Genomic DNA, 22,286 nt, shown 5'->3' with positions numbered 1-22,286 from the left:
AAACCCAACCTTTTGATGCTACAGTTTTTGAAATCCCTATTTGGTGTTCCGAAACCGTTGATTGAAGAAAGCGATCCCATGAAAAAATTTCTTATTGTCGGACTTGGAAACATTGGTTCAGCCTATGACGAGACAAGGCATAATGTAGGTTTCAAAATATTGGATTTTTTAGCCGAACAGGAAGGATTCACTTTTGAAAATGCCAAATTGGGAGCCACGGGAAGCTTCAAATTTAAGGGACGGAGCATTTTGTGCTTAAAGCCATCCACCTATATGAATTTAAGCGGTAAAGCCGTCAAATACTGGATAGAAAAGGAAAAAATTCCTTTGGAGAATGTCCTGGTCATTACTGATGATATCAATCTTCCGTTTGGCACCATCCGACTCAAAACCAAAGGAAGTGATGGTGGCCACAATGGCCTAAAACATATCCAAAATACCTTACAAACATCCCAGTATCCAAGATTTCGATTTGGTGTTGGTGCCGAATTCAGCAAAGGAAGACAAGTGGATTACGTGTTAGGAAAATGGAACGAGGAGGAAACCAAAGCACTTCCGGAAAGACTTGCCAAATCGGCCGATCTTGTGCGTTCTTATGTATTTGCAGGAACCAAAAACACCATGAACCAATTCAACGGGACTTAGGCCTTATTAAAACACTTTAAAGTCAAAAATTCCAGAATCGGAAGTGTTACCCGCTGCATCGGTGGTGATAATTTTCCAGTAGTAGATAGTATCAGATTGTACAGTAACATCCATTTCCGCAGTTTCGGAATCCAAGGTGCCCAAGGAAGAGGTAGGTGGGCTTTGATCGGAGAAAAATACCTCAAAGGACGCTATATCATCCTCCACATCTGCACCGGACCACTGTAGCGTCACTTCATTGGATATACTTTTTTGAACCGTTGACCCTGAAACCGGGCCAATAAGTTGGGCAGGAAATGGCGCATAATTCACCTGTGCCCCTGCATTGTAGAACAACCAAGTGTTGCTTGTGGCAATTTGGTCCGTATCCGAATTTTGGGAAGTTACCGACCAGGAGAATGGGGTACCCTTCTCTATGGACAAACTTGCCGAGGTTGCAGCTGTCGATATGGTTTGTGGAATATTGGTCTCCAAGTTTACCACATTCAAAGTATAGCTGTCTGTATTCGAAGAGGCTTCCCATTCAAAGGTGATCTGGCTCAAATTGTCATTGATACTAACCCCAGTTGTACATTCAGAGTTCTCCAAGGGAAATAGCAAATTAGCTCCGTCTGGAATGGGTGGTGAATCATCATTTTTACCACAGGAAGACAGCAAAACAAAAATGGCCGAAAATAGCAATACCTTCTTCATTCCTTGATCATTTTAATTACTTCTTGCTTATCCCCGGTCACAACTCGTATATAATACGTTCCTTGGGGAAGGAGGGACATATCCACGTCCAAATCGTTTCCAGTCAGAATCTCATCCCGGGTCAAAACCAATTGCCCAATGGATGAAAAAACCTCGAGTTTTACGCTGCCGCTATATCCATTTAAGAATACCCTGGCAGTCTGCTGCACGGCATTTGGATATAATATAGGTCGGGAAGAAATAAAGAAAGACTCCTCGTAAACCCCTTGGCATGGTAACCCAGTAAATACCCGAAGGGTATTCCGACCTTCTTTTAGTTGTAGTTGAATCTCTTTTTCTTGGGTTTGTGTCACCAATCCATTCAATTCCACATTGTACAGACTTCCACCCTCCATGGTGAGATTTAAGGCCTCACCCACAGACTCAGCAAAAACCGACAGCAATTCCGGTTGGGTCAAGACCAAATTGAAACAGGTTTCCCGATAAGTTATCATTCCATCGGTTCCGGTAATACATAAAGAATAACTTCCAGCCTGTAGATTTTGAAAGGTATGTGTACTCGTAAAATCAAAATTTGAGGGGCCATTTCCACCATCCAAAACAGCCGTATAGGTAATGGAAGTGTCCACAGCTGTGATTCCTATTGATCCATCATTGCTACTTCGGCAACTCTCACTTTGGATTTCCACGGTGAAATTATCAACAGGAAAACGGTTAATGGGGCAACCTGAAGTATCCACTTCCGTACCTTTGGGCGTACCCAGACAAAGGTCGTCCCCATCATCGAAAACCCCATCCTCATCCTCATCGGGTCTAAAGGCACCTTCCGCACAAACCTCCAAGGAAAAAGCGATTATTGAACCGCCATCACCTGTAGCCGTATCCAATACCTCCAATGTCCATTCCCCCAAGGTTGACTCCCCAATAAACGAACTTAGGGAACCCAATGGCCTCACAGTTCCCTCAATGGCTGGATTGTTGCCGCAAACTAGTTCTATACCCTCATCATCAAATGTAGCATTGATATTATTGGCATCCCCGCAAGTATTGGAAATTAAGGTAACCTTGGTTCCAGCAGGGGAGGTTAGACTGATAATCAAATCTTCTAGAAAAGTATGATTTAACTCGAGATTTAAGTTAACATCCGAAACAGACAGATCTTCAAAAAGTTGTACACTACTTGTGAGTGTAGAGGTCCCAACTGCAGATATTTCCAAAGGCAACCCCAAGGGTTCCAAAGTCTTGCAATCCACCTGAATGGTGGTAAAACTAAAGGGCGCTCCAAAAGTTCCGGTACCACAAGCATTGTTGGGCCGAACCCTCCAAAAATATTCAGTTTGTGCAACAAGACTGGTTGTCTGGTAAAAATTGAACGGTACACTCGTCGACTCCACAATATTGGTAAAGCCTACATCTGTTGCCACTTCAACATCATAACTGGAATAAAGCACATTGGCCTCCCATTCCAACTGGGTATTTATTGAAATATTAGCTGCCGCATCCAAAGGGGATTGAAGCACAACATCTGTAAAATTGTTGTCTTTAATGATAAGGGTGAGCGGTACATTCTTGGTCACCGATGCCGCTGTAGAGGTTACGGTTATGTCATATTCCCCAGGGGACACGCCATTGGTGTTTGAAAGGGTCAATTGGACCGAAGTGTCATCGGCGCTGGCATTAAGGGGGGCAAAAACCCCATTTAGGCCTGCAGGAAGGTCCACAGAAAAAGTGGAGGCCTCGGCAAAGCCACCAAAGGTTTGATAAGTAAATGGAATAATTACGTCATCGGGTTGACAAACTTCATGGACCAAATCTTGAAAATCCAAAACCACTTCGGACTCTTGAATGGTAAAATCCGAGGCGTTCACGGCAAAAAACACATTGTCACTTGCCTTTACCATAATTCTTGCCTGGGTGGTCGCATCTCCGGGTATAAGTATTTCCTCGCTCCCATCATTAAGGGTATCTTCCGCCAAGATGATGGGAAAGGTTACACCGCCATCTATTGAAAGCAGGATATCCACGTTTTGGGCATTTACGGGAAGAATATTGGTATTGGCCACATCCCAGGTTACTTCCTGGGTAGAGCCACCTTCATAAATTTCATTGGAGCTTTGTGAAGTAACTACAAAGGGGCCTGCAGCACTCACTACTTGCACATCCAAAACATCGGAAACCACCTGTCCACCCCCTGGAGCATTGTCCCGTACCGTAAACGCGAAGCCAAAGTTTCTCGCCACGTTTGAAACAGTTTCCCAAGCTTCATTGGTTGCGGGTTCTGTTTGGGTAAGCTCCCCTTGCACTACCCTGGACAAATTGGGAAAATATCTAGCTGGATCTGTAGTGGGGGGCAAGGATCTAAAATTGGCACCGCTTGGATTGTCGGGACCAAAAGTAGAGGTGGTAACAACCCCATCATCTATTTGTTCCCATGCATAGGTCAGCACATCCCCAACATCAGGATCAGTGGCTATTCCTTCCAAAACAAATGCAGTTCCCTTGGGGATAACGTAATCCCCTACTGGGGTCAATACAGGCGGATTGTTCACTATACCGGTCTCTTCAGCACAGGCAGCCGACTGCAAATAAGTGGAGATTTGCTGAATGCTATAAAAATGGAAATAGTCACTCCCGTTGGGTGCCACATTGTTTCCAGGAACAATTCCAGCATATCCCATAATGGTGGTTCCACTAGCAGGTTCTGCCTGTACACCGGTCCCTTCGCTTTCAAAAGACCAGGTGTGGTTGGCTCCAAACTGGTGTCCCAATTCATGGGCCACGAAATCCAAATCAAAAATATCCCCTTGGGGGTTAAAGGCGGCCGAAAAAGCGCTTCCCTTGGAATTATCCGTGCAAACGGCTCCAATAAACCCTGCATTTCCATTGTCTTGTCCCTCTCCCACCTTGTGGAACAAATGCCCCACATCGTAGTTCTCCTCCCCAATAGTGGAGGTCAAGGTGGTCTGCACCTCAGAATTCAAGTTTCCATTATATGGGTCTGTATCTGGGTCCGTAAAAATAATCAAATCGTTGTTGGGAATCAGTTCCAGGGTCACGCCCAGATCCGTTTCAAAAACTTCATTGACTCTTGTTAAGGTAGTATTGATCGCGGCCAAGGCATCCGCTACCGCTCCCCCGTGATGTTCGGTATACTCTCCCGAAACGGAAACGGCTATTCTGTATTTGCGCAATAACTGGTCGTCCACCAATGGAGTGATGGTCTTGCCCACTAATTTTTGGATATCCGTGGTTTTGCAGACAAAACTCCCCATGCCCACAGCCTCCGCACCTTTTTCGTATACCACATAGGTATCTTCTTGGCCGGTCACTTGCTCAATAAAGGTGGTTTTTTGATTCTTTAAGTTGACCAACATCCCGTCCATACCTTTATGGGACTTGCTGAGTTTTACTTTGTATTTCCCATTTCTGCTAATCCCAGTAAACGATTTTAGTTCAGGGTACTTTTTGGCCAACTCAGGATGCAAAACCGAAGTTTCCTTTACATCAAAGGCGATAACCTCACCCTTTTCGTTGGGCAGATAGATCGTTCGTTTTTCTCTATTGATTTTGGTTGCTGGAACCAAATCCTGCAAAATTCTGGTTTTGTCCAAAGTATAGACCCCATTGGCTTTGTCCATACTTTTTAGGGAAGCACTTTTGAAAGTACTGTTCCCTGGAACGGATTTCCAATATCCTTGTTGACCATTGATGGAAAAGCAGGCAAAAAATATTGCAATTGAAAAAACAAGGCGTAACTTAGCTTTCATACTAAAGGGGCGACGGTCAAATTCAAAAATAAGCCTTTTTTATTTCTTGTTTAGGTGGAAACAGTCCAAGGCATTTCTCAGTTTACAGATACATCTTTCAACACCGCGGTAACCATCGGAACCTTTGATGGTGTGCACCTTGGCCACAGCAAAATACTGGAACGCCTCATAAATAATGCCAAAACGGCCGATCTTAAGTCCGCTGTTCTCACTTTTTTCCCACATCCGCGTATGGTCCTTCAAAAGGATACAGACATTAAATTGCTCAATACCCTGGAAGAAAAAATAAAAATCTTGGATGCCATTGGTCTGGATTATTTAATCATTCATCCGTTTACCAAAGATTTTTCCAGACTTTCGGCCACCGAATTTGTGCGGGACATTTTAGTCAACAGCCTTAAAACCAAGAAAATAATAATTGGATATGACCATAGATTTGGACGTAACCGCAACGCCAATATCCAAGACTTGATTTCCTTTGGGAACACGCTGGATTTTGAGGTAGAGGAGATTCCCGCCCAAGAGGTTGATGATGTCTCGGTTAGTTCTACCAAAATTAGAAAGGCACTTTTGGAGGGTGATATCAGTACGGCAAACAATTACCTAAACTACGCCTATATGCTTACCGGTACCATCAAAAAAGGTAAAGGATTGGGAAGGCAATTTGGTTTTCCAACGGCTAATCTGGATATCGCGGAACCATACAAGCTCATCCCAAAAAATGGGGTATATGTGGTAAAAAGTCGCTTGGACAATAAAGACCATTACGGGATGATGAATATTGGATACAATCCCACAGTATCGGGAAACGAAAAAAGCATTGAGGTAAACTTCTTCGAATTTGAAGGTGACCTATACAGCAAAAAAATCCAAGTGGACCTCTTGCACCGCATCCGGGATGAACACAAATTTGACTCGGTACAAGAGCTTCAAGAACAATTAAAGAAGGACAAACAGACCTCATTGACATTAATTTCGAGATAAGGTGAATCAATTTCTCTTCAAAAAAATAGATAATGCCCAGCTTGTAGTCTTTAGGGTATTCTATGGCTTATTGGTCAGCGCCGAATGCTACGGCGCCATAGCAACCGGGTGGGTACGAAAAACGCTGGTGGACCCGAAGTTCACCTTTACCTTTATTGGTTTTGAATGGTTACAACCTTTGCCCGGAAATGGGATGTACATCTATTTTGCCCTTATGGGCACTTTGGGGATATTGATCACCTTGGGATATCGGTACCGAATGAGTGCTTTTGCATTTGCCATCCTTTGGACCGGGGTTTACCTCATGCAAAAAACATCGTACAACAACCATTATTACTTATTGATGTTGCTGTCGTACATCATGGCCTTTTTTCCGGCAAACCGCGATTTTTCATTGGATGCAAAGCGCAATCCTACAATCCGTTCCACGACCATGCACAATTGGATAAGGTGGACAATAATCCTGCAGCTCTTTATTGTGTACACTTACGCCTCGGTCGCCAAGCTGTATGGCGATTGGTTGGATTTTAGCATCATTGAGATCTTGATGAGATCCAAAGCGGATTATTATGTGATCGGGGATATTTTACAGGAAAAATGGGTGCACAAAATTGTTGCCTTCTTCGGTATCTTTTATGACTTGTTGGTGGTTCCTGCCCTACTTTGGAGACCAACCCGAAAAATTGCCCTGGCATTGTCCATATTCTTCCATTTGTTCAATAGTATTGTATTTCAAATCGGGATATTTCCATATCTCTCATTGGCATTTATTGTTTTCTTTTTCCCTCCCGAGACCATAAGGGACATTTTCTTAAAAAAGAAAAACGTGGAAGTGGACAGCACTCCCCAAGTTCCAAAAAATAGCCGTTTGATCTTGTCGGTCCTAAGTCTTTATTTTACTGTACAGCTGTTACTCCCCCTAAGGCACCATGCCTTTCCTGACGATGTGCTATGGACCGAGGAGGGGCACCGTTTAAGTTGGCGGATGATGTTGCGCAGCCGCTCGGGATCCATTCGATTTAAGGTGGTACATAAAGAAAGTGGAAAGGTGGACAACGTAAAACTAGGAGAACATCTCACCAAAAAACAGCGAAGAAAGGTGGCGTGTTATCCAGATTTTACATGGCAATTTGCCCAATATTTAAAAAAGGACTACGCAGAAAAAGGTGAGGATGTGCAGGTTTTTGTGGAAAATAAGGTGAAGGTCAACAAGGGTACATATCAAAAGTTTATAGACCCTGAAGTGGACTTGGCCGGTGTTCCTTGGAAACATTTTAGCCACAATGAATGGATTTTACCCTCCCAATCCCAAGAATAGTTGCGCATCTTGCCCAGATTGAATTAAATTTGCGGCTCAAAATAAGGCCATGCTTCAATTACATACCATTAGGGAAAACAAAGAGCGCATAATCAAGGCGTTGAAAAAACGGAATATGGATGCCGAGCCCATACTTTCGGCCGTACTTGATTTGGATGAGAAAAGACGTTCCCTCCAAACCGAGCTGGATGCGACCTTGGCCGAATCCAACAAACTTTCCAAGGAAATTGGCATGCTATTTAAATCCGGTAAAGCGCAAGAGGCCAATGCCCTTAAAGAACAGACTGCTGGATTAAAAGAAACTTCCAAACAATTGGGGGAAGACCTGAACAAGGCAGCTGAAGCGCTACAAGAGCAACTTTATTTGGTACCCAATATTCCGCATGATTCTGTTCCTGCGGGCAATACCGACGAGGATAATGAAGAGGTTTACAGGGAAGGTGACATTCCCGAATTGGCCGATGGTGCCCTACCACATTGGGAGCTCGCCAAAAAATACGACATTATCGATTTTGAATTGGGAGTAAAGATCACAGGGGCAGGTTTTCCAGTATACAAAGGGAAGGGTGCCCGTTTGCAACGTGCCTTGATCTCCTATTTTTTGGATAAGAATACGGCTGCGGGTTATACCGAGGTACAGTTGCCTCATTTGGTCAATGAAGCTTCAGGCTATGGCACTGGACAGTTGCCGGATAAGGAAGGACAGATGTACCACGTTCAGGCGGATGACCTATACCTGATTCCCACAGCTGAGGTTCCCATTACCAATTTGCATCGGGACGATATGCTTTCCACAGCGGAATTACCCATTAAGTACACGGGGTACACTCCTTGCTTTAGAAGGGAGGCCGGTAGTTATGGAGCCCACGTTAGGGGCCTGAACCGTCTGCATCAATTTGACAAAGTAGAAGTGGTTCGGGTAGAGCATCCCGAGGCTTCGTACAAAGCTTTGGACGAGATGGTCGAGCACGTAAAAAGCATTTTAAAAGAACTAAAATTGCCCTATCGAATACTTCGCCTTTGTGGTGGGGATTTGGGCTTCACTTCTGCCCTTACCTACGATTTTGAGGTGTTCTCTACAGCACAGGACCGTTGGTTGGAAATCAGTTCGGTGTCCAACTTCGAAACCTTCCAAGCCAATAGGTTAAAACTTCGCTTTAAGGATGAAAATGGAAAACGCCAGCTGGTCCACACCCTAAATGGAAGTGCATTAGCCTTACCCCGAGTGTTGGCCGGAATCTTGGAGAACTACCAGACCAAAGACGGCATCAAAATTCCTGAGGTATTGGTTCCCTATTGCGGATTTGACCGCATTGAATAAGCGGAGGAGTCCCATATATTTAGATTGACTTAACAGATTTCCGGGGTTTTCTACGTTATATTTGAAATAAAACAAGCTATTGCGATACCTTTTATTTCTAATATCGTACTTCGCGCTTCTCAATTTTTCCCATGGACAAGAGGATTTCTTGGCCAAGCAGTATTTTAATGACGGGGATTACGAAAAAGCAGTGGTATTCTATGAAAAGTTGGTGCAAAAGAACCCCCGTCGCACCGATTATTCCGAAGGGTTGGTCGCTTGTTATCAACAACTGGAAAGATATTCCGACGCAGAACAATTTCTACTTAAAAAAGTAGCGGACATTTACGCGTTTCCCACCTATTTTATTGAGCTAGGATACAACTATACCCTTCAGAACCAACCGGACAAGGCCACTGAGTATTACCAAAAAGCCATTCAGAAAATCGATGAAAATCCGAATTTTGGATATAGTGTTGGCTACCGTTTTCAAAAGTATGCCCTCTTGGAACAAGCCATTCAAGCCTACACCAAAGCCATGCAGCTGAAACCGGAACTTAACTATGATTTTCAATTGGCCCGTATTTATGGCGAGCAAGGGCAGTTGGAGAAAATGTATCAGTCCTACCTTAATCTTATACACGAAGGCCGCACTTCGCGATCAAATATTCTTCGCAATATTGATGATTTTATTTCGGAAGACCCGGTCGACCAGAATAACATCCTTCTTCGAAAAGTACTCCTGAAAAATGCCCAAAAAAACCCGGATATTCTGTGGAACGAACTGTTGAGCTGGCTTTTTGTGCAACAAAAACAATATAACAGTGCCTTCAGCCAAGAAAAGGCCATTTACAAAAGAACCGATGAAGTCTCCCTGGATCGACTGGAAAATCTGGGTCAAATTGCCTTGGACGATAAGGATTTTGAAAACGCTACCAAAATCTTCGAGTATATCGTGGACCATAGTGAAAATCCCATTTCCAAACTCAATGCGGAGCTCCACCTTATCGATATTGACTTGGAGCACCCAAACAAGCAAACCCTAACTGCTGTTGAAAAAAAGTTTCAGGAATTGGTGGAAGAATATGGATACGAAAGCAGAACCCTACAGCTGCAGATAGCTTACGCCAATTTTCTCACCTTCCGAAAGGAAACCCCAGCTCCGGCTATTGCCATGCTCAAACAAAGTTTGGAGCTTCCCTTGGGCAACAGGGCCATGGCGTACGTGAAATTGGCCCTAGGGGATATTTTGGTATTTGACCAGAAGTTCAACCAAGCACTGATCTACTTTACCCAAGTGCAAAAGCGATTAAAAAATGATGTTCTAGGACAGGATGCCCGATTTAAGGTGGCCCAAACCAGTTTTTATAAAGGGGATTTTGATTGGGCCCTGACCCAATTGAAAGTATTGCGCGGCTCCACCTCCCAACTCATTGCCAACGATGCCATGCAATTGAGCCTGCAGATTTCGGATAATTCCCTTGAAGATTCTACCCAAACCGCGCTAAAAAAATATGCCAGGGCCGACTTATTGGCCTATCAGAACAAGAACGAGGAAGCCATTGAAGTCTTGGAGGACATTTTGCAAAACCACAAGGGCGAAAAAATAGAAGATGAGGCCCTGCTAAAGCAGGCGCAACTTTTGGAAGGGCAAAAACGCTATGAGGACGCCGAGTTCAATTATCAAAAAATTGTAGAGTTCTATGCCCAAGGTATTTTGGCGGACGATGCCCATTTTGCCCTGGGAGAATTGTACAGGAATCTTCTCAATGAGCCCGAAAAGGCAAAAATGCACTACGAGAAAATTATCTATAACTATCAGGATAGCTATTATTTTCCCAAGGCCAGAAAGCATTTTAGGCGGCTCCGGGGCGATGTCATTAATTGATTCTTCCTACTTTTGGGCATCCAAACCACAGTGATGCTTGTTTACAATGTAACCATCAATATCGACGAAAGTGTACACGATGAATGGTTGTCCTGGATGCGGGACAAACACATTCCAGATATGTTGGCAACCGGAAAGTTTTCCCACGCTAAAATGGCCAAGGTTTTGGTGGAGGAAGATATGGGTGGAGTCACCTACTCGGTACAATACACCACAAAGGACCGACAAACCTTGGAGTCTTATTACAGTGATGATGCCGAGCGTCTAAGAGCCGATGGACAAAAACTTTTCCCCAATAAGTTTGTTGCCTTTAGGACAGAGCTAGAGGTTATCAGTCAACAAATCCCATAAGCTTTTGGAATTCCTTTTTACCTACGGAACCCTTCAGGACGAACAGGTGCAACAGTACATTTTTGGACGCACCCTTAAAGGGAATCCTGATTTTCTACCTGGATTCAAAATAAAGGAAAATGCCATCTATGGTCGCTATCCCCTAGTGCTACGCACTGATAACCCAAAGGACAAAGTGCAAGGCATTGCCTATAAAGTAACGACCGATGATTTGACCAAGGCGGACATCTACGAAACAAGTGCCTATAAAAGGGAAAAATTCACACTGGTATCCGGTGTTGAAGCCTGGTTATATGTCAAAAATTCCAACTAACTTGCAAAAAAAGTCCCGTGCCCAAAAAGAACAAAATAAAGCTTGCCCATGGCAAGTCCAAACAAAAACCAAAGGGGCACATTGACAATGCCGTAAAGGCCAAAAAACATTTGGGGCAACACTTTCTTAAAGACGAGGGCATTGCGCAAAAAATTGCCGACACCCTCTCCCTCGATTCGTATACTAACGTACTTGAAATAGGCCCTGGTATGGGCGTCCTCACCAAATATCTGTTGCAACGGGATCTAGAACTGGTGGCCATGGACCTAGATGAGGAGTCCGTTATATATCTGAATCACAGTTTTCGATTTGAGCACTCCGAGGTTTTCCAGAAAAACAGCAGTTTCACCATTGTTGAAGCCGATTTCCTCAAATTCGACCTAAGCAAATTGTACGGTAATGAACAATTTGCGATCACTGGAAATTTCCCATATAATATCTCTAGCCAAATCGTCTTTAAAATGTTGGAATGGCGTCAACAGATTCCCGAGTTCTCCGGTATGTTCCAAAAAGAGGTGGCACGTCGTATTTGTGAACAACCTGGGTCCAAAACCTATGGCATTTTATCCGTCTTGGTCCAAGCTTTTTATGCAGCGGAATATTTGTTCAGCGTACCTCCACAAGTTTTTGACCCACCTCCGAAAGTGCATTCAGGGGTACTACGACTGACCCGGAAAAAAGAACTTCAACTGCCTTGCGACGAACATTTGTTTTTTAAAGTCGTAAAAGCAGCCTTCAACCAAAGGCGCAAGACCCTTCGGAACAGCCTTAAAACATTTAACCTCTCCGATAATCTCAAAGAAGATACTATCTTTGACCAGCGCCCGGAACAGCTTGGTGTAGCTGATTTTATTGGGTTAACCCAGAAGATAGCCAATGACTCCGTTTAAACTCACAGACGAGCTAATTCACGACATCAAGCAGCTGATTGCGGAAAAGAAGAATTCCGCGCTTAGGGCAATGATGAAGGAATTCCACTATGCGGATATTGCTGAAATAGCAGAGGAGCTCAAAGTGGATGAGGCCACCTATCTGATCAAACTTCTGGATAGCGAGAAGACTTCGGACATTCTTGCTGAAATGGACGAGGATATCCGTGAATCCGTCCTGAACAATCTGTCTGCCAAGGAAATTGCGGGAGAGCTGGAAGAATTGGACACGGATGATGCTGCCGATATCGTTGGGGAACTCCCCAAGGAAATCATCCAAGAGGTAATCTCAGAGATTGAGGACAAGGAGCATGCCGCGGATATTGTTGATCTTCTCCGTTACGACGAGGATTCGGCAGGGGGTCTAATGGCCAAGGAGCTGGTAAAAGTCAATGAAAATTGGAACGTGCTCACCTGTGTGAAGGAGATGCGGGCGCAAGCCGAAAATGTAACCCGAGTCCATTCCATTTATGTAGTTGATGATGAGGAAAAACTTAAAGGTCGACTCTCGTTAAAGGATCTTTTGACCACCTCCACCAAAACACATATCAAGGATGTCTATATTCCAAAAGTGGATTCCGTTACGGTCGGCGAAAAATCTGAGGAAGTTGCTAAAATTATGTCCAAATACGATTTGGAGGCCATCCCTGTGGTGGATGAAATTGGTAGATTGGTGGGACGTATCACCATTGATGATATCGTGGACGTAATCAAGGAAGAAGCTGATAAGGACTACCAATTGGCAGCCGGTATTTCCCAAGATGTGGAGGCTGATGACAGCATCTGGGAATTGACACGGGCGCGTTTGCCCTGGTTGATCTTAGGACTGCTTGGTGGACTTGGCGCCGCAGGAATCATGGGTGGTTTTGAGGCAATGATCGCAAAACATGCCATTCTGTTTTATTTTACCCCTTTAATTGCCGCGATGGCAGGTAATGTTGGGGTGCAATCCAGCGCCATAATTGTTCAAGGACTTGCAAATAATGATCTAAAAGGCAGTATCAGCGATCGTTTGGTCAAGGAAATGCTTCTGGCATTGCTCAATGGGCTAATACTGGCGGCATTGCTTATGGTTTTCACCTGGATCTGGAAAGGGGACTTCGCCACAGCACTGGCCATCTCCATTTCACTGATCGTTGTCATAATGGTGGCTGGTTTTATCGGCACCTTTACACCCCTGTTCTTAAATCGCAGAGGCATTGACCCTGCCATTGCCACTGGACCATTTATCACCACGAGCAACGATATTTTTGGAATCCTTATTTATTTCTGGATTGCCAAACTTATCCTTGGCATCTAATTTCTATTACGTGAAAGCAATCAACCTTCAAAAAAAACACGCAGAGTTCGACAAGAAATGGCATCCGCATCAAATAGCCATAGTGGACGAAATGCAAGTCCTCTTGGCGAAGTTGCAAGGCGAGTTTGTCTGGCACGCGCATAAGCATGAGGACGAATTGTTCCAAGTGATCAAGGGTACCCTCTATATGCAGTTTCGGGATCATACCGAGATCGTGAGGGAAGGAGAGGTCATTGTTGTGCCCAAAGGTGTGGAGCACAATCCCATGACCAAGGACAACGAAGTGGTAGAGGTGCTATTGTTTGAAAAACTTACCACAGCACACACCGGAACAGTCCAACACGAAAAAACCCAGACCGTTTATCCGAAAATCTAGGGAGTCGTATATTTAGCCAATGAAAGTTCTCCACCTAGATACCAACCACCCAACCTTATTGGAGCAATTTGCCCAATTGGGTTTTCATAACGATGAGGATTACAATTCTTCCAAGGAAGAAATCGAAGCTAAAATCCATATTTATGATGGAATCATCATTCGAAGCAGATTTACCATAGACCAACAATTTTTGGATAAGGCCACCAACCTAAAATTTATAGGCCGGGTGGGCGCAGGACTGGAAAATATAGATACCCCATACGCCAAGGAAAAAGGAATTTTTTTAGCCTCAGCTCCTGAGGGAAACCGAAATGCCGTCGGTGAGCACGCCTTGGGCATGCTGCTCTCCTTAATGAACAAAATGACCAAAGCCAATAGGGAGGTAAAAAAAGGAAAATGGGACCGGGAAGGCAACAGAGGTCTGGAATTGGACGGGAAAACCGTGGGCATTATTGGATATGGGAATATGGGCAAGGCCTTTGCCAAAAAACTCTGGGGTTTTGAAACCGAGGTGATCTGTTACGACATCATAGGTGGTGTCGGGGACGAACATGCCCGGCAGGTGGGCATCATGGAATTCCATCAAAAATCAGATGTGGTGAGCCTTCACGTTCCGCAAACCGAACTTACCGAAGGTATGGTCAACACCGAATTTATCGAAGCTTTTCATAAACCTTTTTGGCTCATCAATACAGCTCGTGGCAAATGTGTGGTCACCAAGGATTTGGTGAAAGCCCTTAAATCGGGGAAAGTACTTGGTGCCGGACTGGATGTTTTGGAATACGAAAAAAAGTCTTTCGAGAACATGTTTGCGCAAAAACCAAAGGCTTTCAAGTATCTAAGAAAGGCCAAAAACGTTTTGCTTACTCCCCATGTGGCGGGCTGGACTGAAGAAAGTAAAATCAAATTGGCACAGACCATAGTTGACAAAGTCAAAGACAGATTTTGTTAATTTTAGGGGGTGAAGAAAACCATCTTTGTTTTTTCCGCATTGATTATTGCCTTGCTTGTGTTATTTCAGCTTGGCAAGTATTCGTACGTTTCTGGGAATCTTTCCATTGAAATCGCCATAGCGGCAATTGCCATAGTGTTTTTTGTGATTGGTGTCTTTATCAATAGAAAAACCTTGCGCCAAAAACCAGAAAATCGCACTACCATCAATCACGAAAAGATTGAACAGTTGGGAATAAGTGAAAGGGAATATGAGGTGTTGGTCCACATTTCCAAAGGACTGTCCAACAAGGAAATCGCGAACCGGCTTTTTGTGTCGGAAAGTACCATCAAGACCCATGTTTCCAATTTGTTGGTAAAGCTAGATGCCAAACGAAGAACCCAAGCCATCCAGAATGCCCGAAGTCTACAAATTTTGGCGGCATAAATAGGCTTTCCATACCATTAAATGGGATTTTGGTACTTTAGTATGAGTGCATAGTTCCCCACCCTAGCTACTTTTAACCCAACCCTTTTAAAACAAATGTGATGAAAAAAACAATAATCCGATACGGACTTTATGGGGCACTTACGATTTGTTTGTTGTTCCTAGCGAGTTGGTATTTATTGAACGATCTGTCCTTTTCCACCCAAGAGGTACTTGGATATGCTTCCATGGTGGTTTCCTTGGGCTTTGTGTATTTTGGGATCAAACATTTTAGGGACAAGGAGAACCACGGCAAGATTGCCTTTAAAAAAGCGCTTACCATAGGCGTTTTGATCAGTTTGATCACAGCGGTGGCCTTTGGCCTACTGGATGTGTTTTTTACAGAAGTCCTGAATCCTGAATTTATGGAGGAATATTATCAAGCAACGGTAAAAGATATGCGAAACTCTCTACCTCCAGATGAGTTTGAATTGAAACTTGCTGAAATCGAATCTCAAAAAGCCATGTTTTCAAATCCGCTTTTTTCGTTTGCCTTAATGTCCATGACCGTATTTGTAATTGGTTTTATTATTTCGTTGATCTCAGCTTTGATCCTGCAGCGAAAATAGCGTGGAGAATCTGGTACGTGGTGCTCGGCTAGCAATGGAAAGTTGAAAATGAAAAATTGAAAGTTACTAATAGTCCATACGAAATTGGCGCACGGCACTTGAAATTTGGAGATTGGAGATTGGAGATTGGAATTTGGGATTTGGAGCTTGGTGCTTGGTGCTTGGTGCTTGGTGCTTGGTGCTTGCCGAATCCAAAGAATTGTTAACTGTTAAATTGAAAAACTATGACCATTGATGCGAAGACCCCAGACGAGTATATCAGCAAACTTCCAGAAGATCGTAAGGCGGCTGTTTCCAAATTAAGGGAAACGGTAAAGAACAATCTGCCGCAAGGTTTTGAGGAATGTATCAGTTATAAAATGATTGGATATGTGGTTCCACACTCCTTGTATCCAGGAGGGTATCATTGTGACCCCAAACTGCCATTGCCCTTTGTGAATATTGCCTCCCAAAAGAATTTTGTAGCGCTTTACCATTCCGGAATTTATGCGGACAAGGGGTTGCTGGATTGGTTTGTGGGCGAATACCCAAAGTACGTCAAAACCAAATTGGATATGGGAAAGAGCTGTATCCGATTTAAAAAAATGGATGCCATTCCCTACGAGTTGATCGCAGAGCTCTGTCAAAAAATGAGCCCAGAGGCTTGGATCCAATTGTACGAGAAAAACATAAAGCGATAATTATGAAAAATAGAGTTACTGGAATTGGAGGCTTTTTCTTCAAAACCAAAGACCCCCAACAAATCAAGGATTGGTACAAAAACCATTTGGGGTTAAATACGGATCAATACGGCTGTACTTTTTGGTGGAAGGACAAGGAAGGAAAAGACTGCTCTTCGCAATGGTCTCCTTTTAAGGAGGACACTACATATTTTCAGCCCAGTGAAAAGCAGTTTATGATGAACTTCAGGGTTGAAAATTTAAAGGAACTGTTGGAAACGCTTAAAAAAGAAGGAGTTACCGTGGTTGGCGAAATGGAGGAATACGACTATGGCAAATTTGGATGGGTCATGGATCCAGAGGGCAACAAAATTGAACTTTGGGAGCCTGTTGATAAAGCATTTCTATAGATATTGATTTATTTGTTACATTTAAAAGACAATTAACCAACACATTAAAACAATGTCTGAAGAAAACAAAGACTTAGGAGATAAAGCTGAAGAAGCTTTTGACAACGCTAAAGAAGCTGCCAAAGATGCGGCTGAAGATGTTAAGGAAGCCGCCCAGGATTTTAAGGAAGATGTAAAAGAGGCCTTTGATGCGAATAACCCTGAAAGCGGTAAGACGGTGGCAATCGTTGCCCACTTAACAGTAATCGGATGGATTATTGCCATTATCATGAATAGCAGCAATAAAACGGAACTTGGTTCTTTTTATGTAAGACAAGTTCTTGGAATATTCTTGGTCGGGTTGGTACTGGCCTTTATTCCAATTGTGAACCTTATTGGCTGGATTTTCCCATTAATTCTTTGGATAGTTAGTATTGTAGGGGCAATTAACGGTAAACAAAAACCTGTGTTTCTCGTTGGCGAGTTGTTCCAAAACTGGTTTAAAGGGTTATAAAAAGGTTAAGAAAAAGCTAGAAAAATGTTCTCTAGCTTTTTTGTTTATTATCTTTATCGTAATATTGCAATATAAAATATTAAACTCTAATCAAATTTATAGATGGGAGCTTCCAAAACACATATCTTTTCACTTGGCCAAAACTCAATGGCCCAAGCGGCCAAAGTTTTGGCACATCCTGCGCGTATCGCCATTTTGGAATATATCAGCAGACAGGAAAATTGTATCTGCAACGATTTGGTGGACGTAATCGGTCTCTCCCAACCTACCATTTCGCAACACCTTAACGAAATCAAGAAAATTGGACTCCTCAAGGGCACCTTTGAGGGCAAAAACCTTTGTTATTGTATAAATCAGGAACGCTGGGAGGAACTGCAACAGTCCTTCAACGCGTTTTTTTCAAATATTAACCAAAACTGTTGTCAGATATGAATACATCAGAATTTATTTCATTGTTAAAACAACATCAAGATAAAAGCTTGTTGTTTGAGTATACCCCTGGGAAATTGGTCGGTGCCAATTATCACATCACCGAAGTCAAGAACATTATTGTGGACTCCGTGGATTGCGGTGCAGGTACCGATTTCTGGAAGGAAACTATTGTGCAACTCTGGGAAAGTCCCGCGGAAAAGGACAAAAGGGAATACATGACCGTTTACAAAGCATTGTCCATCTTGAACAAAGTAGACCGAATCAAACCCATGGTCCAAGATGCTGAAATCAAAATCGAATATAGCAATGAGGAGTTCCATACGGCCCAACTCTTTATAGATGATTACACCCTGGACCAAAGAACATTGACCCTAAAATTATCGGTTGAAAAAACCGATTGCAAGGCCAAGGAAACCTGTGGTGTCGAAGCAAAAACAGAAAACGCCGTGCTTGAAACATCTACAGGTTGTGACCCAGGTAGTGGTTGCTGTTAATTTGTCTTTCCTATGCGTATTCGCAAAATGACACCCAATGATTGGAAGCAAGTTTCCCAGATTTATCTTGAAGGAATAGCTACCGGTTTGGCCACATTTGAACAGCAAATCCCAAGCTACGAGTCTTGGGATAATGCCCACGTGGAAGCATGCAGACTGGTTGCGGAGCAAGATGGGCAGATCCATGGATGGGCGGCGCTGTCTCCTGTTTCCAGCAGATGTGTTTATGGTGGCGTGGGCGAGGTCAGCGTATATGTGGGTTCGAACAGTAGAGGTACTGGTGTAGGCCGCCTACTCCTAGAGAAACTTATTGCCGAGAGTGAAGCTGCCGGCTTTTGGACTATCCAATCCGGGGTTTTTCCGGAAAACGAGCCCAGTATCCAATTGCATCGAAAGGTTGGGTTTCGGTATATTGGTAAACGGGAACGAATAGGGAAGAGCAACGGAGTTTGGAAAGACAATCTCCTGTTCGAAAAAAGAAGTAAAACTATCGGAAAAGATTGACTGAAGCCAATGCCATATCGAGCGCGGTCGAAATGCCATTGGCAAAACAAGCGTAAATTTGTCCATCTCTCGACTGCGCTCGAGGGAACAAAACAAGAAAATGAAAAACATATTGGTCCTTTGTACCGGAAATTCTTGCCGTAGCCAAATGGCTCATGGTTACCTTAACTATTTTCAAGACTCGCTTGCCAATGTATATAGCGCGGGGATTGAAACACACGGTTTAAATCCAGGAGCTGTTTCCATCATGAATGAAGATGGCATTGATATCACCCATCATACCTCCAACCACGTAGATGAATACGAGGAGATCGCCTGGGACTATATCATCACGGTCTGTGATCACGCCAAGGAAAACTGTCCCTTTATCCCAGCTCCCAATGCTGAGCGCATCCATCATAATTTCTTTGATCCCTCAAAGGTCCAGGGAACAGAAGATGTAAAACATGCCGCATTCCTAAAAGCTCGGGAAGAAATCAAGGAGTTTTGCAGCAATTTTGTGAAAGAAGAACTCCTGAACTAAATCGAATTTCTGGAAAGTGCTTACGGCCCATTATGGCTATAAACCATAGTCTATAGGAAGCATATCCCCTATCCTAAAATCGGCCATATAACCCCCAAAAACCAATTCCTTAAATGGGGAACAATGACCATATCGATCTATGGAAAAAATGGTCTCTGACTTTTGAATTAGCAAGGTAGATCGGTAGTATCCCTTCCGTTTATGATAAATCACAAACCTCTCCCCCAAAAACTTTATGTTTTTTAAGTCCTTTTGGGAATCAGCTTCCACACTAAAAAATTCAGAGGCCGAAATGTCCCTAAATCTCTTTGCAATTTTGAATTTTTGACTTTTTAAATTCCCCTGCCAGCAAGACCTCATAAAGTGCATTCTTGAACCTTCATAAGCGCGATGTCTCCGCCTTAGGATTTTCTGATTTCCCCGGGATACATCAAAAAACAGGGTAGATCCGTTGTAGAGGGTATTTATTATATTGTTGATACGCTCCAAACTGGTACTCCTAAAGTATATTTTAAATTCTTGGATATCGAATGAAACGCGATACCCCAAATAGTCATTTTGTATCACTATGGGCTTGTCGCTATAAGCGGAGAGCGTATTGTTGTAGGTATTAAAAAACAAGCGTATATCATGCTCGTTGATGATCTTGCTATTTTTGCCCCCAGGAGTATCCCCCAAAAATTCCACCCGAAATACCCTCATTTTCTGCTTGCGGGTAAACGGGTCCGCGGTAACGATAATCTCATCCAAATTTTCGGCCTCCTCCTTCAAAGAAATCTGTAGAACCCCAGTTTCCCAAGGTTGATCCAACCTCCTGGTTTGGTAACCCAAGTGCCGTATAACAAGCGTTGCACTGCTTCCGGCAAGTTGTGTAATTTTAAACAACCCATCGGCATCGGTTATGGTGCCCACGGAGCTACCATCGTAATATACCGACGCACCCATAATGGGTTCCTTGGTTTTGGAATCCGAAACAAACCCTGAAATTTCTTGGGAATGGATATGGCAGAACCATAAACCGAGAACAACAAATAAAACGGATTTAGGACTACCCATTACCCAGTTTTCTTTCCAACTCCTCTTGAAACTCTTCCATGACCGGTTTCACCGTACTTTCCGGTAGGTCGGCAATTTTAATGTACATAAGGCCGTCCACGGAGTTATTGAAGAGGGGATCCACATTAAAGGCCACCACTTTCGCATTTTGTTTGATGTATTTCTTGATCAAAACGGGAAGTCTAAGGCTACCTGTCTCCACTTCGCTGATCAATTTATCAAACTTATTAAGATCGGCTTGGGTTTCATCAAAAACGAACTCCTTATCGGCATCCTTCAACTGCACCTTAAATTCCTTTTTAGGTCGAACATACTGTGCCACATAAGGATCCCAATAGTTGGATTTCATAAATTCGATCATCAAGGATTTGGAAAAGTTGGAGAATTGGTTGCTTATACTCACCCCACCTATCAAATATTTATGATCTGGATGTCTAAGCGTGGTATGTACAATCCCTTTCCAAAGTAAAAACAGGGGCATAGGTTTTTGCTGATATTCCTTTACAATATAGGCTCTTCCCATTTCGATGGATTTTTCCATCATTCCATATAGCTCAGGCTCAAATCGGAACAGATCCTGAAGGTAAAACCCATCAATCCCATATTTTTTGAAGATTTCTTTGCCCAATCCCATGCGGTAGGCCCCAACGATACATTTCTCATCATCGTCCCACAGAAAAAGGTGATGGTAATACGAATCAAAGCCGTCCAGATCTATGGCATTGTTGGTCCCCTCGCCCACTTCCCGGAAAGTGATTTCGCGCTGTCTGCCAATCTCATTCAGAATAAAGGGCATATCCTGCTGTTGCGCCAGATAAACCTCGTAATTCTTGCTCTGCAGCATTCGACAGTCTTTCTCCCTTAGCTTGTCAATCTCGCCCTGCAGGACCTCCGTACCCACCGGGGTGGCAATTTTCTTTGGAGGTTTGGGAATTTTAAGAGTTGTGGGGACTTTATCAATTAGACGTTCCTTTTCAAATACGTTGGCCAGGAGGTAGGTCTTTTTCCGAAGCAGTTCGGTAAAGGATTCCAAGGTAGATTCCTCATTCTGTGCTTTGACCGAAATGGGTTGGCCAATTCTCACCTTGATCGGGCGCCTACTCTGGGAGGTAAGCTCGGAAGGTAACTTAGCCGTCCGGAAGACATCATTGATCTTGGAGAGCTTGTAAAACAGTCGGCTGTTTCGCGCATGAAAATAAATGGGGACCACTGGCACCTCGGCCTTTCGGATCAATTTGAGCGCAGCCTCCTCCCAAGGTTTGTCCACAACCAATTTTCCGTCCTTGTAGGTAGATACCTCCCCTGCCGGAAAGATGCCCAAGGGGTGACCTTCCTTAAGATGTAAAAGTGCATTTTTAAAACCCATGATACTACTTTTGGCATCCTTGTGATTTTCAAAAGGATTCACGGGCATGATAAAGGGCTTTAACGGCTCTATCCGGTGCAATAAAAAATTGGCAATAATCTTAAAATCCTCCCGCTGTTGTAACATCAATTTCAACAGGAGCACACCATCGATTCCCCCAAGGGGGTGATTGCTTATGGTGATATAAGGACCTGTTTTGGGCAAGCGTTTAAGGTCCTCTTCCGGAATCTCAAAATCTATTTCGTAGTGATCTAGGATGGCATCCAAAAACTCAGGTCCCGGCAGGGATTTGTTCCTATTATAGAAACGGTTTATGGTGGTTATCTTGGTGGCTACCATAAGTAACCATCCCACAAAGGTTCCTAAAAAGCCATACTTTTCAAGATTTATGACCTTGGCAACCTCTTTCGCAGAAACGAGCCCCATAAATTAAATATTAGGTAATCGTAAAGATAGAAAAATACCGTTATCGGATTGGGCCTACCCTGAATACGAAGTG

General features: G+C 43.5%; 24 protein-coding genes. 20 read left to right on the top strand and 4 right to left on the bottom strand.

What is annotated here, in order from left to right; translation table 11 throughout:
• The first annotated feature begins 15 nt into the window (after nt 1–15).
• Nucleotides 16–645 carry an aminoacyl-tRNA hydrolase gene (gene pth, locus M3P07_RS11180; RefSeq protein ID WP_249969995.1) on the top strand — a complete coding sequence of 210 codons (630 nt, stop codon included), beginning with the start codon at nt 16–18 and terminating at the stop codon, nt 643–645.
• A gap of 6 nt (nt 646–651) precedes the next feature.
• Here the strand turns inward: pth and M3P07_RS11175 are convergent, their stop codons facing one another.
• Together M3P07_RS11175 and M3P07_RS11170 are read right to left on the bottom strand one after the other, a co-directional pair.
• Nucleotides 652–1,338 (bottom strand): fibronectin type III domain-containing protein, encoded by a 687-nt coding sequence (locus tag M3P07_RS11175; protein ID WP_249969994.1) that lies wholly within the window; start codon nt 1,336–1,338, stop codon nt 652–654.
• Nucleotides 1,335–5,105, bottom strand: coding sequence for a reprolysin-like metallopeptidase (locus M3P07_RS11170; protein ID WP_249969993.1), 3,771 nt, complete (start codon nt 5,103–5,105; stop codon nt 1,335–1,337). The genes M3P07_RS11175 and M3P07_RS11170 overlap by 4 nt, the downstream gene beginning before the upstream one ends.
• A gap of 54 nt (nt 5,106–5,159) precedes the next feature.
• On the opposite strand from M3P07_RS11170, the gene M3P07_RS11165 reads away from it, so the two are divergent.
• The 19 genes from M3P07_RS11165 to M3P07_RS11075 all read left to right on the top strand — a co-directional run bounded on the left by M3P07_RS11165 (nt 5,160) and on the right by M3P07_RS11075 (nt 19,365).
• A complete protein-coding gene (locus tag M3P07_RS11165) occupies nt 5,160–6,089 on the top strand; it encodes a bifunctional riboflavin kinase/FAD synthetase (RefSeq protein ID WP_249969992.1) in 930 nt (309 codons plus the stop codon).
• Nucleotide 6,090: 1 nt separating this feature from the next.
• Complete coding sequence (locus tag M3P07_RS11160; protein ID WP_249969991.1) at nt 6,091–7,407, top strand: HTTM domain-containing protein; 1,317 nt, start codon at nt 6,091–6,093, stop codon at nt 7,405–7,407.
• A 49-nt stretch (nt 7,408–7,456) separates the two neighbouring features.
• Nucleotides 7,457–8,728, top strand: a complete 1,272-nt coding sequence (gene serS, locus M3P07_RS11155; RefSeq protein ID WP_249969990.1) for a serine--tRNA ligase — start codon at nt 7,457–7,459, stop codon at nt 8,726–8,728.
• Between the two features lie 79 nt (nt 8,729–8,807).
• Nucleotides 8,808–10,595, top strand: a complete 1,788-nt coding sequence (locus M3P07_RS11150) for a tetratricopeptide repeat protein (protein ID WP_249969989.1) — start codon at nt 8,808–8,810, stop codon at nt 10,593–10,595.
• 33 nt (nt 10,596–10,628) lie between these two features.
• Complete coding sequence (locus tag M3P07_RS11145) at nt 10,629–10,946, top strand: DUF4286 family protein (RefSeq protein WP_249969988.1); 318 nt, start codon at nt 10,629–10,631, stop codon at nt 10,944–10,946.
• Nucleotides 10,947–10,950: 4 nt separating this feature from the next.
• Nucleotides 10,951–11,259 (top strand): gamma-glutamylcyclotransferase family protein, encoded by a 309-nt coding sequence (locus tag M3P07_RS11140; RefSeq protein WP_249969987.1) that lies wholly within the window; start codon nt 10,951–10,953, stop codon nt 11,257–11,259.
• A 17-nt stretch (nt 11,260–11,276) separates the two neighbouring features.
• The gene (gene rsmA, locus M3P07_RS11135; protein WP_417952674.1) at nt 11,277–12,149 is read left to right on the top strand and encodes a 16S rRNA (adenine(1518)-N(6)/adenine(1519)-N(6))-dimethyltransferase RsmA; all 873 of its coding nucleotides are present in this window, start codon (nt 11,277–11,279) and stop codon (nt 12,147–12,149) included.
• A complete protein-coding gene (gene mgtE, locus M3P07_RS11130; RefSeq protein ID WP_249969986.1) occupies nt 12,136–13,488 on the top strand; it encodes a magnesium transporter in 1,353 nt (450 codons plus the stop codon). The genes rsmA and mgtE overlap by 14 nt, the downstream gene beginning before the upstream one ends.
• Nucleotides 13,489–13,498: 10 nt before the next feature.
• Entirely contained in the window at nt 13,499–13,864 is a 366-nt protein-coding gene (locus M3P07_RS11125) for a cupin domain-containing protein (RefSeq protein ID WP_249969985.1), read from the top strand.
• Nucleotides 13,865–13,883: 19 nt separating this feature from the next.
• Nucleotides 13,884–14,816, top strand: coding sequence for a 2-hydroxyacid dehydrogenase (locus M3P07_RS11120; protein WP_249969984.1), 933 nt, complete (start codon nt 13,884–13,886; stop codon nt 14,814–14,816).
• A 9-nt stretch (nt 14,817–14,825) separates the two neighbouring features.
• Entirely contained in the window at nt 14,826–15,242 is a 417-nt protein-coding gene (locus tag M3P07_RS17780) for a response regulator transcription factor (protein WP_319946571.1), read from the top strand.
• 101 nt (nt 15,243–15,343) lie between these two features.
• Nucleotides 15,344–15,850, top strand: a complete 507-nt coding sequence (locus M3P07_RS11110; protein ID WP_249969983.1) for a DUF4199 domain-containing protein — start codon at nt 15,344–15,346, stop codon at nt 15,848–15,850.
• Between the two features lie 224 nt (nt 15,851–16,074).
• On the top strand, nt 16,075–16,530 hold the full coding sequence (locus tag M3P07_RS11105; protein WP_249969982.1) for a DUF1801 domain-containing protein: 456 nt from the start codon (nt 16,075–16,077) through the stop codon (nt 16,528–16,530).
• A gap of 2 nt (nt 16,531–16,532) precedes the next feature.
• Nucleotides 16,533–16,919 carry a VOC family protein gene (locus tag M3P07_RS11100; RefSeq protein ID WP_249969981.1) on the top strand — a complete coding sequence of 129 codons (387 nt, stop codon included), beginning with the start codon at nt 16,533–16,535 and terminating at the stop codon, nt 16,917–16,919.
• A 52-nt stretch (nt 16,920–16,971) separates the two neighbouring features.
• Nucleotides 16,972–17,412 carry a YtxH domain-containing protein gene (locus M3P07_RS11095; RefSeq protein WP_249969980.1) on the top strand — a complete coding sequence of 147 codons (441 nt, stop codon included), beginning with the start codon at nt 16,972–16,974 and terminating at the stop codon, nt 17,410–17,412.
• 102 nt (nt 17,413–17,514) lie between these two features.
• The gene (locus M3P07_RS11090; protein ID WP_249969979.1) at nt 17,515–17,844 is read left to right on the top strand and encodes an ArsR/SmtB family transcription factor; all 330 of its coding nucleotides are present in this window, start codon (nt 17,515–17,517) and stop codon (nt 17,842–17,844) included.
• Entirely contained in the window at nt 17,841–18,338 is a 498-nt protein-coding gene (locus tag M3P07_RS11085) for a DUF6428 family protein (RefSeq protein ID WP_249969978.1), read from the top strand. Before M3P07_RS11090 ends, M3P07_RS11085 begins: the two co-directional genes overlap by 4 nt.
• A 12-nt stretch (nt 18,339–18,350) precedes the next feature.
• Nucleotides 18,351–18,842: a GNAT family N-acetyltransferase gene (locus M3P07_RS11080; protein ID WP_249969977.1), complete on the top strand. Its 492-nt coding sequence runs from the start codon at nt 18,351–18,353 to the stop codon at nt 18,840–18,842.
• A 100-nt stretch (nt 18,843–18,942) separates the two neighbouring features.
• On the top strand, nt 18,943–19,365 hold the full coding sequence (locus tag M3P07_RS11075; protein ID WP_249969976.1) for an arsenate reductase ArsC: 423 nt from the start codon (nt 18,943–18,945) through the stop codon (nt 19,363–19,365).
• A 36-nt stretch (nt 19,366–19,401) separates the two neighbouring features.
• Here the strand turns inward: M3P07_RS11075 and M3P07_RS11070 are convergent, their stop codons facing one another.
• Together M3P07_RS11070 and M3P07_RS11065 are read right to left on the bottom strand one after the other, a co-directional pair.
• Complete coding sequence (locus M3P07_RS11070) at nt 19,402–20,421, bottom strand: carboxypeptidase-like regulatory domain-containing protein (protein ID WP_249969975.1); 1,020 nt, start codon at nt 20,419–20,421, stop codon at nt 19,402–19,404.
• Complete coding sequence (locus M3P07_RS11065) at nt 20,414–22,213, bottom strand: GNAT family N-acyltransferase (protein ID WP_249969974.1); 1,800 nt, start codon at nt 22,211–22,213, stop codon at nt 20,414–20,416. The genes M3P07_RS11070 and M3P07_RS11065 overlap by 8 nt, the downstream gene beginning before the upstream one ends.
• Nucleotides 22,214–22,286 lie beyond the last annotated feature (73 nt).

The organism is Flagellimonas myxillae (genome assembly GCF_023502235.1).
GTDB classification, from domain to species: Bacteria; Bacteroidota; Bacteroidia; order Flavobacteriales; family Flavobacteriaceae; genus Flagellimonas; species Flagellimonas myxillae.
This window is presented reverse-complemented; position numbering and strand designations above follow the sequence as displayed.

Coding starts and splice junctions, on each gene's coding strand:
- pth (WP_249969995.1), top strand. CDS start 16: ATGCTACAGTTTTTGAAATCCCTATTTGGTGTTCCGAAACCGTTGATT.
- M3P07_RS11175 (WP_249969994.1), bottom strand. CDS start 1,338: ATGAAGAAGGTATTGCTATTTTCGGCCATTTTTGTTTTGCTGTCTTCC.
- M3P07_RS11170 (WP_249969993.1), bottom strand. CDS start 5,105: ATGAAAGCTAAGTTACGCCTTGTTTTTTCAATTGCAATATTTTTTGCC.
- serS (WP_249969990.1), top strand. CDS start 7,457: ATGCTTCAATTACATACCATTAGGGAAAACAAAGAGCGCATAATCAAG.
- M3P07_RS11145 (WP_249969988.1), top strand. CDS start 10,629: ATGCTTGTTTACAATGTAACCATCAATATCGACGAAAGTGTACACGAT.
- mgtE (WP_249969986.1), top strand. CDS start 12,136: ATGACTCCGTTTAAACTCACAGACGAGCTAATTCACGACATCAAGCAG.
- M3P07_RS11120 (WP_249969984.1), top strand. CDS start 13,884: ATGAAAGTTCTCCACCTAGATACCAACCACCCAACCTTATTGGAGCAA.
- M3P07_RS11110 (WP_249969983.1), top strand. CDS start 15,344: ATGAAAAAAACAATAATCCGATACGGACTTTATGGGGCACTTACGATT.
- M3P07_RS11105 (WP_249969982.1), top strand. CDS start 16,075: ATGACCATTGATGCGAAGACCCCAGACGAGTATATCAGCAAACTTCCA.
- M3P07_RS11100 (WP_249969981.1), top strand. CDS start 16,533: ATGAAAAATAGAGTTACTGGAATTGGAGGCTTTTTCTTCAAAACCAAA.
- M3P07_RS11095 (WP_249969980.1), top strand. CDS start 16,972: ATGTCTGAAGAAAACAAAGACTTAGGAGATAAAGCTGAAGAAGCTTTT.
- M3P07_RS11090 (WP_249969979.1), top strand. CDS start 17,515: ATGGGAGCTTCCAAAACACATATCTTTTCACTTGGCCAAAACTCAATG.
- M3P07_RS11085 (WP_249969978.1), top strand. CDS start 17,841: ATGAATACATCAGAATTTATTTCATTGTTAAAACAACATCAAGATAAA.
- M3P07_RS11080 (WP_249969977.1), top strand. CDS start 18,351: ATGCGTATTCGCAAAATGACACCCAATGATTGGAAGCAAGTTTCCCAG.
- M3P07_RS11075 (WP_249969976.1), top strand. CDS start 18,943: ATGAAAAACATATTGGTCCTTTGTACCGGAAATTCTTGCCGTAGCCAA.
- M3P07_RS11070 (WP_249969975.1), bottom strand. CDS start 20,421: ATGGGTAGTCCTAAATCCGTTTTATTTGTTGTTCTCGGTTTATGGTTC.
- M3P07_RS11065 (WP_249969974.1), bottom strand. CDS start 22,213: ATGGGGCTCGTTTCTGCGAAAGAGGTTGCCAAGGTCATAAATCTTGAA.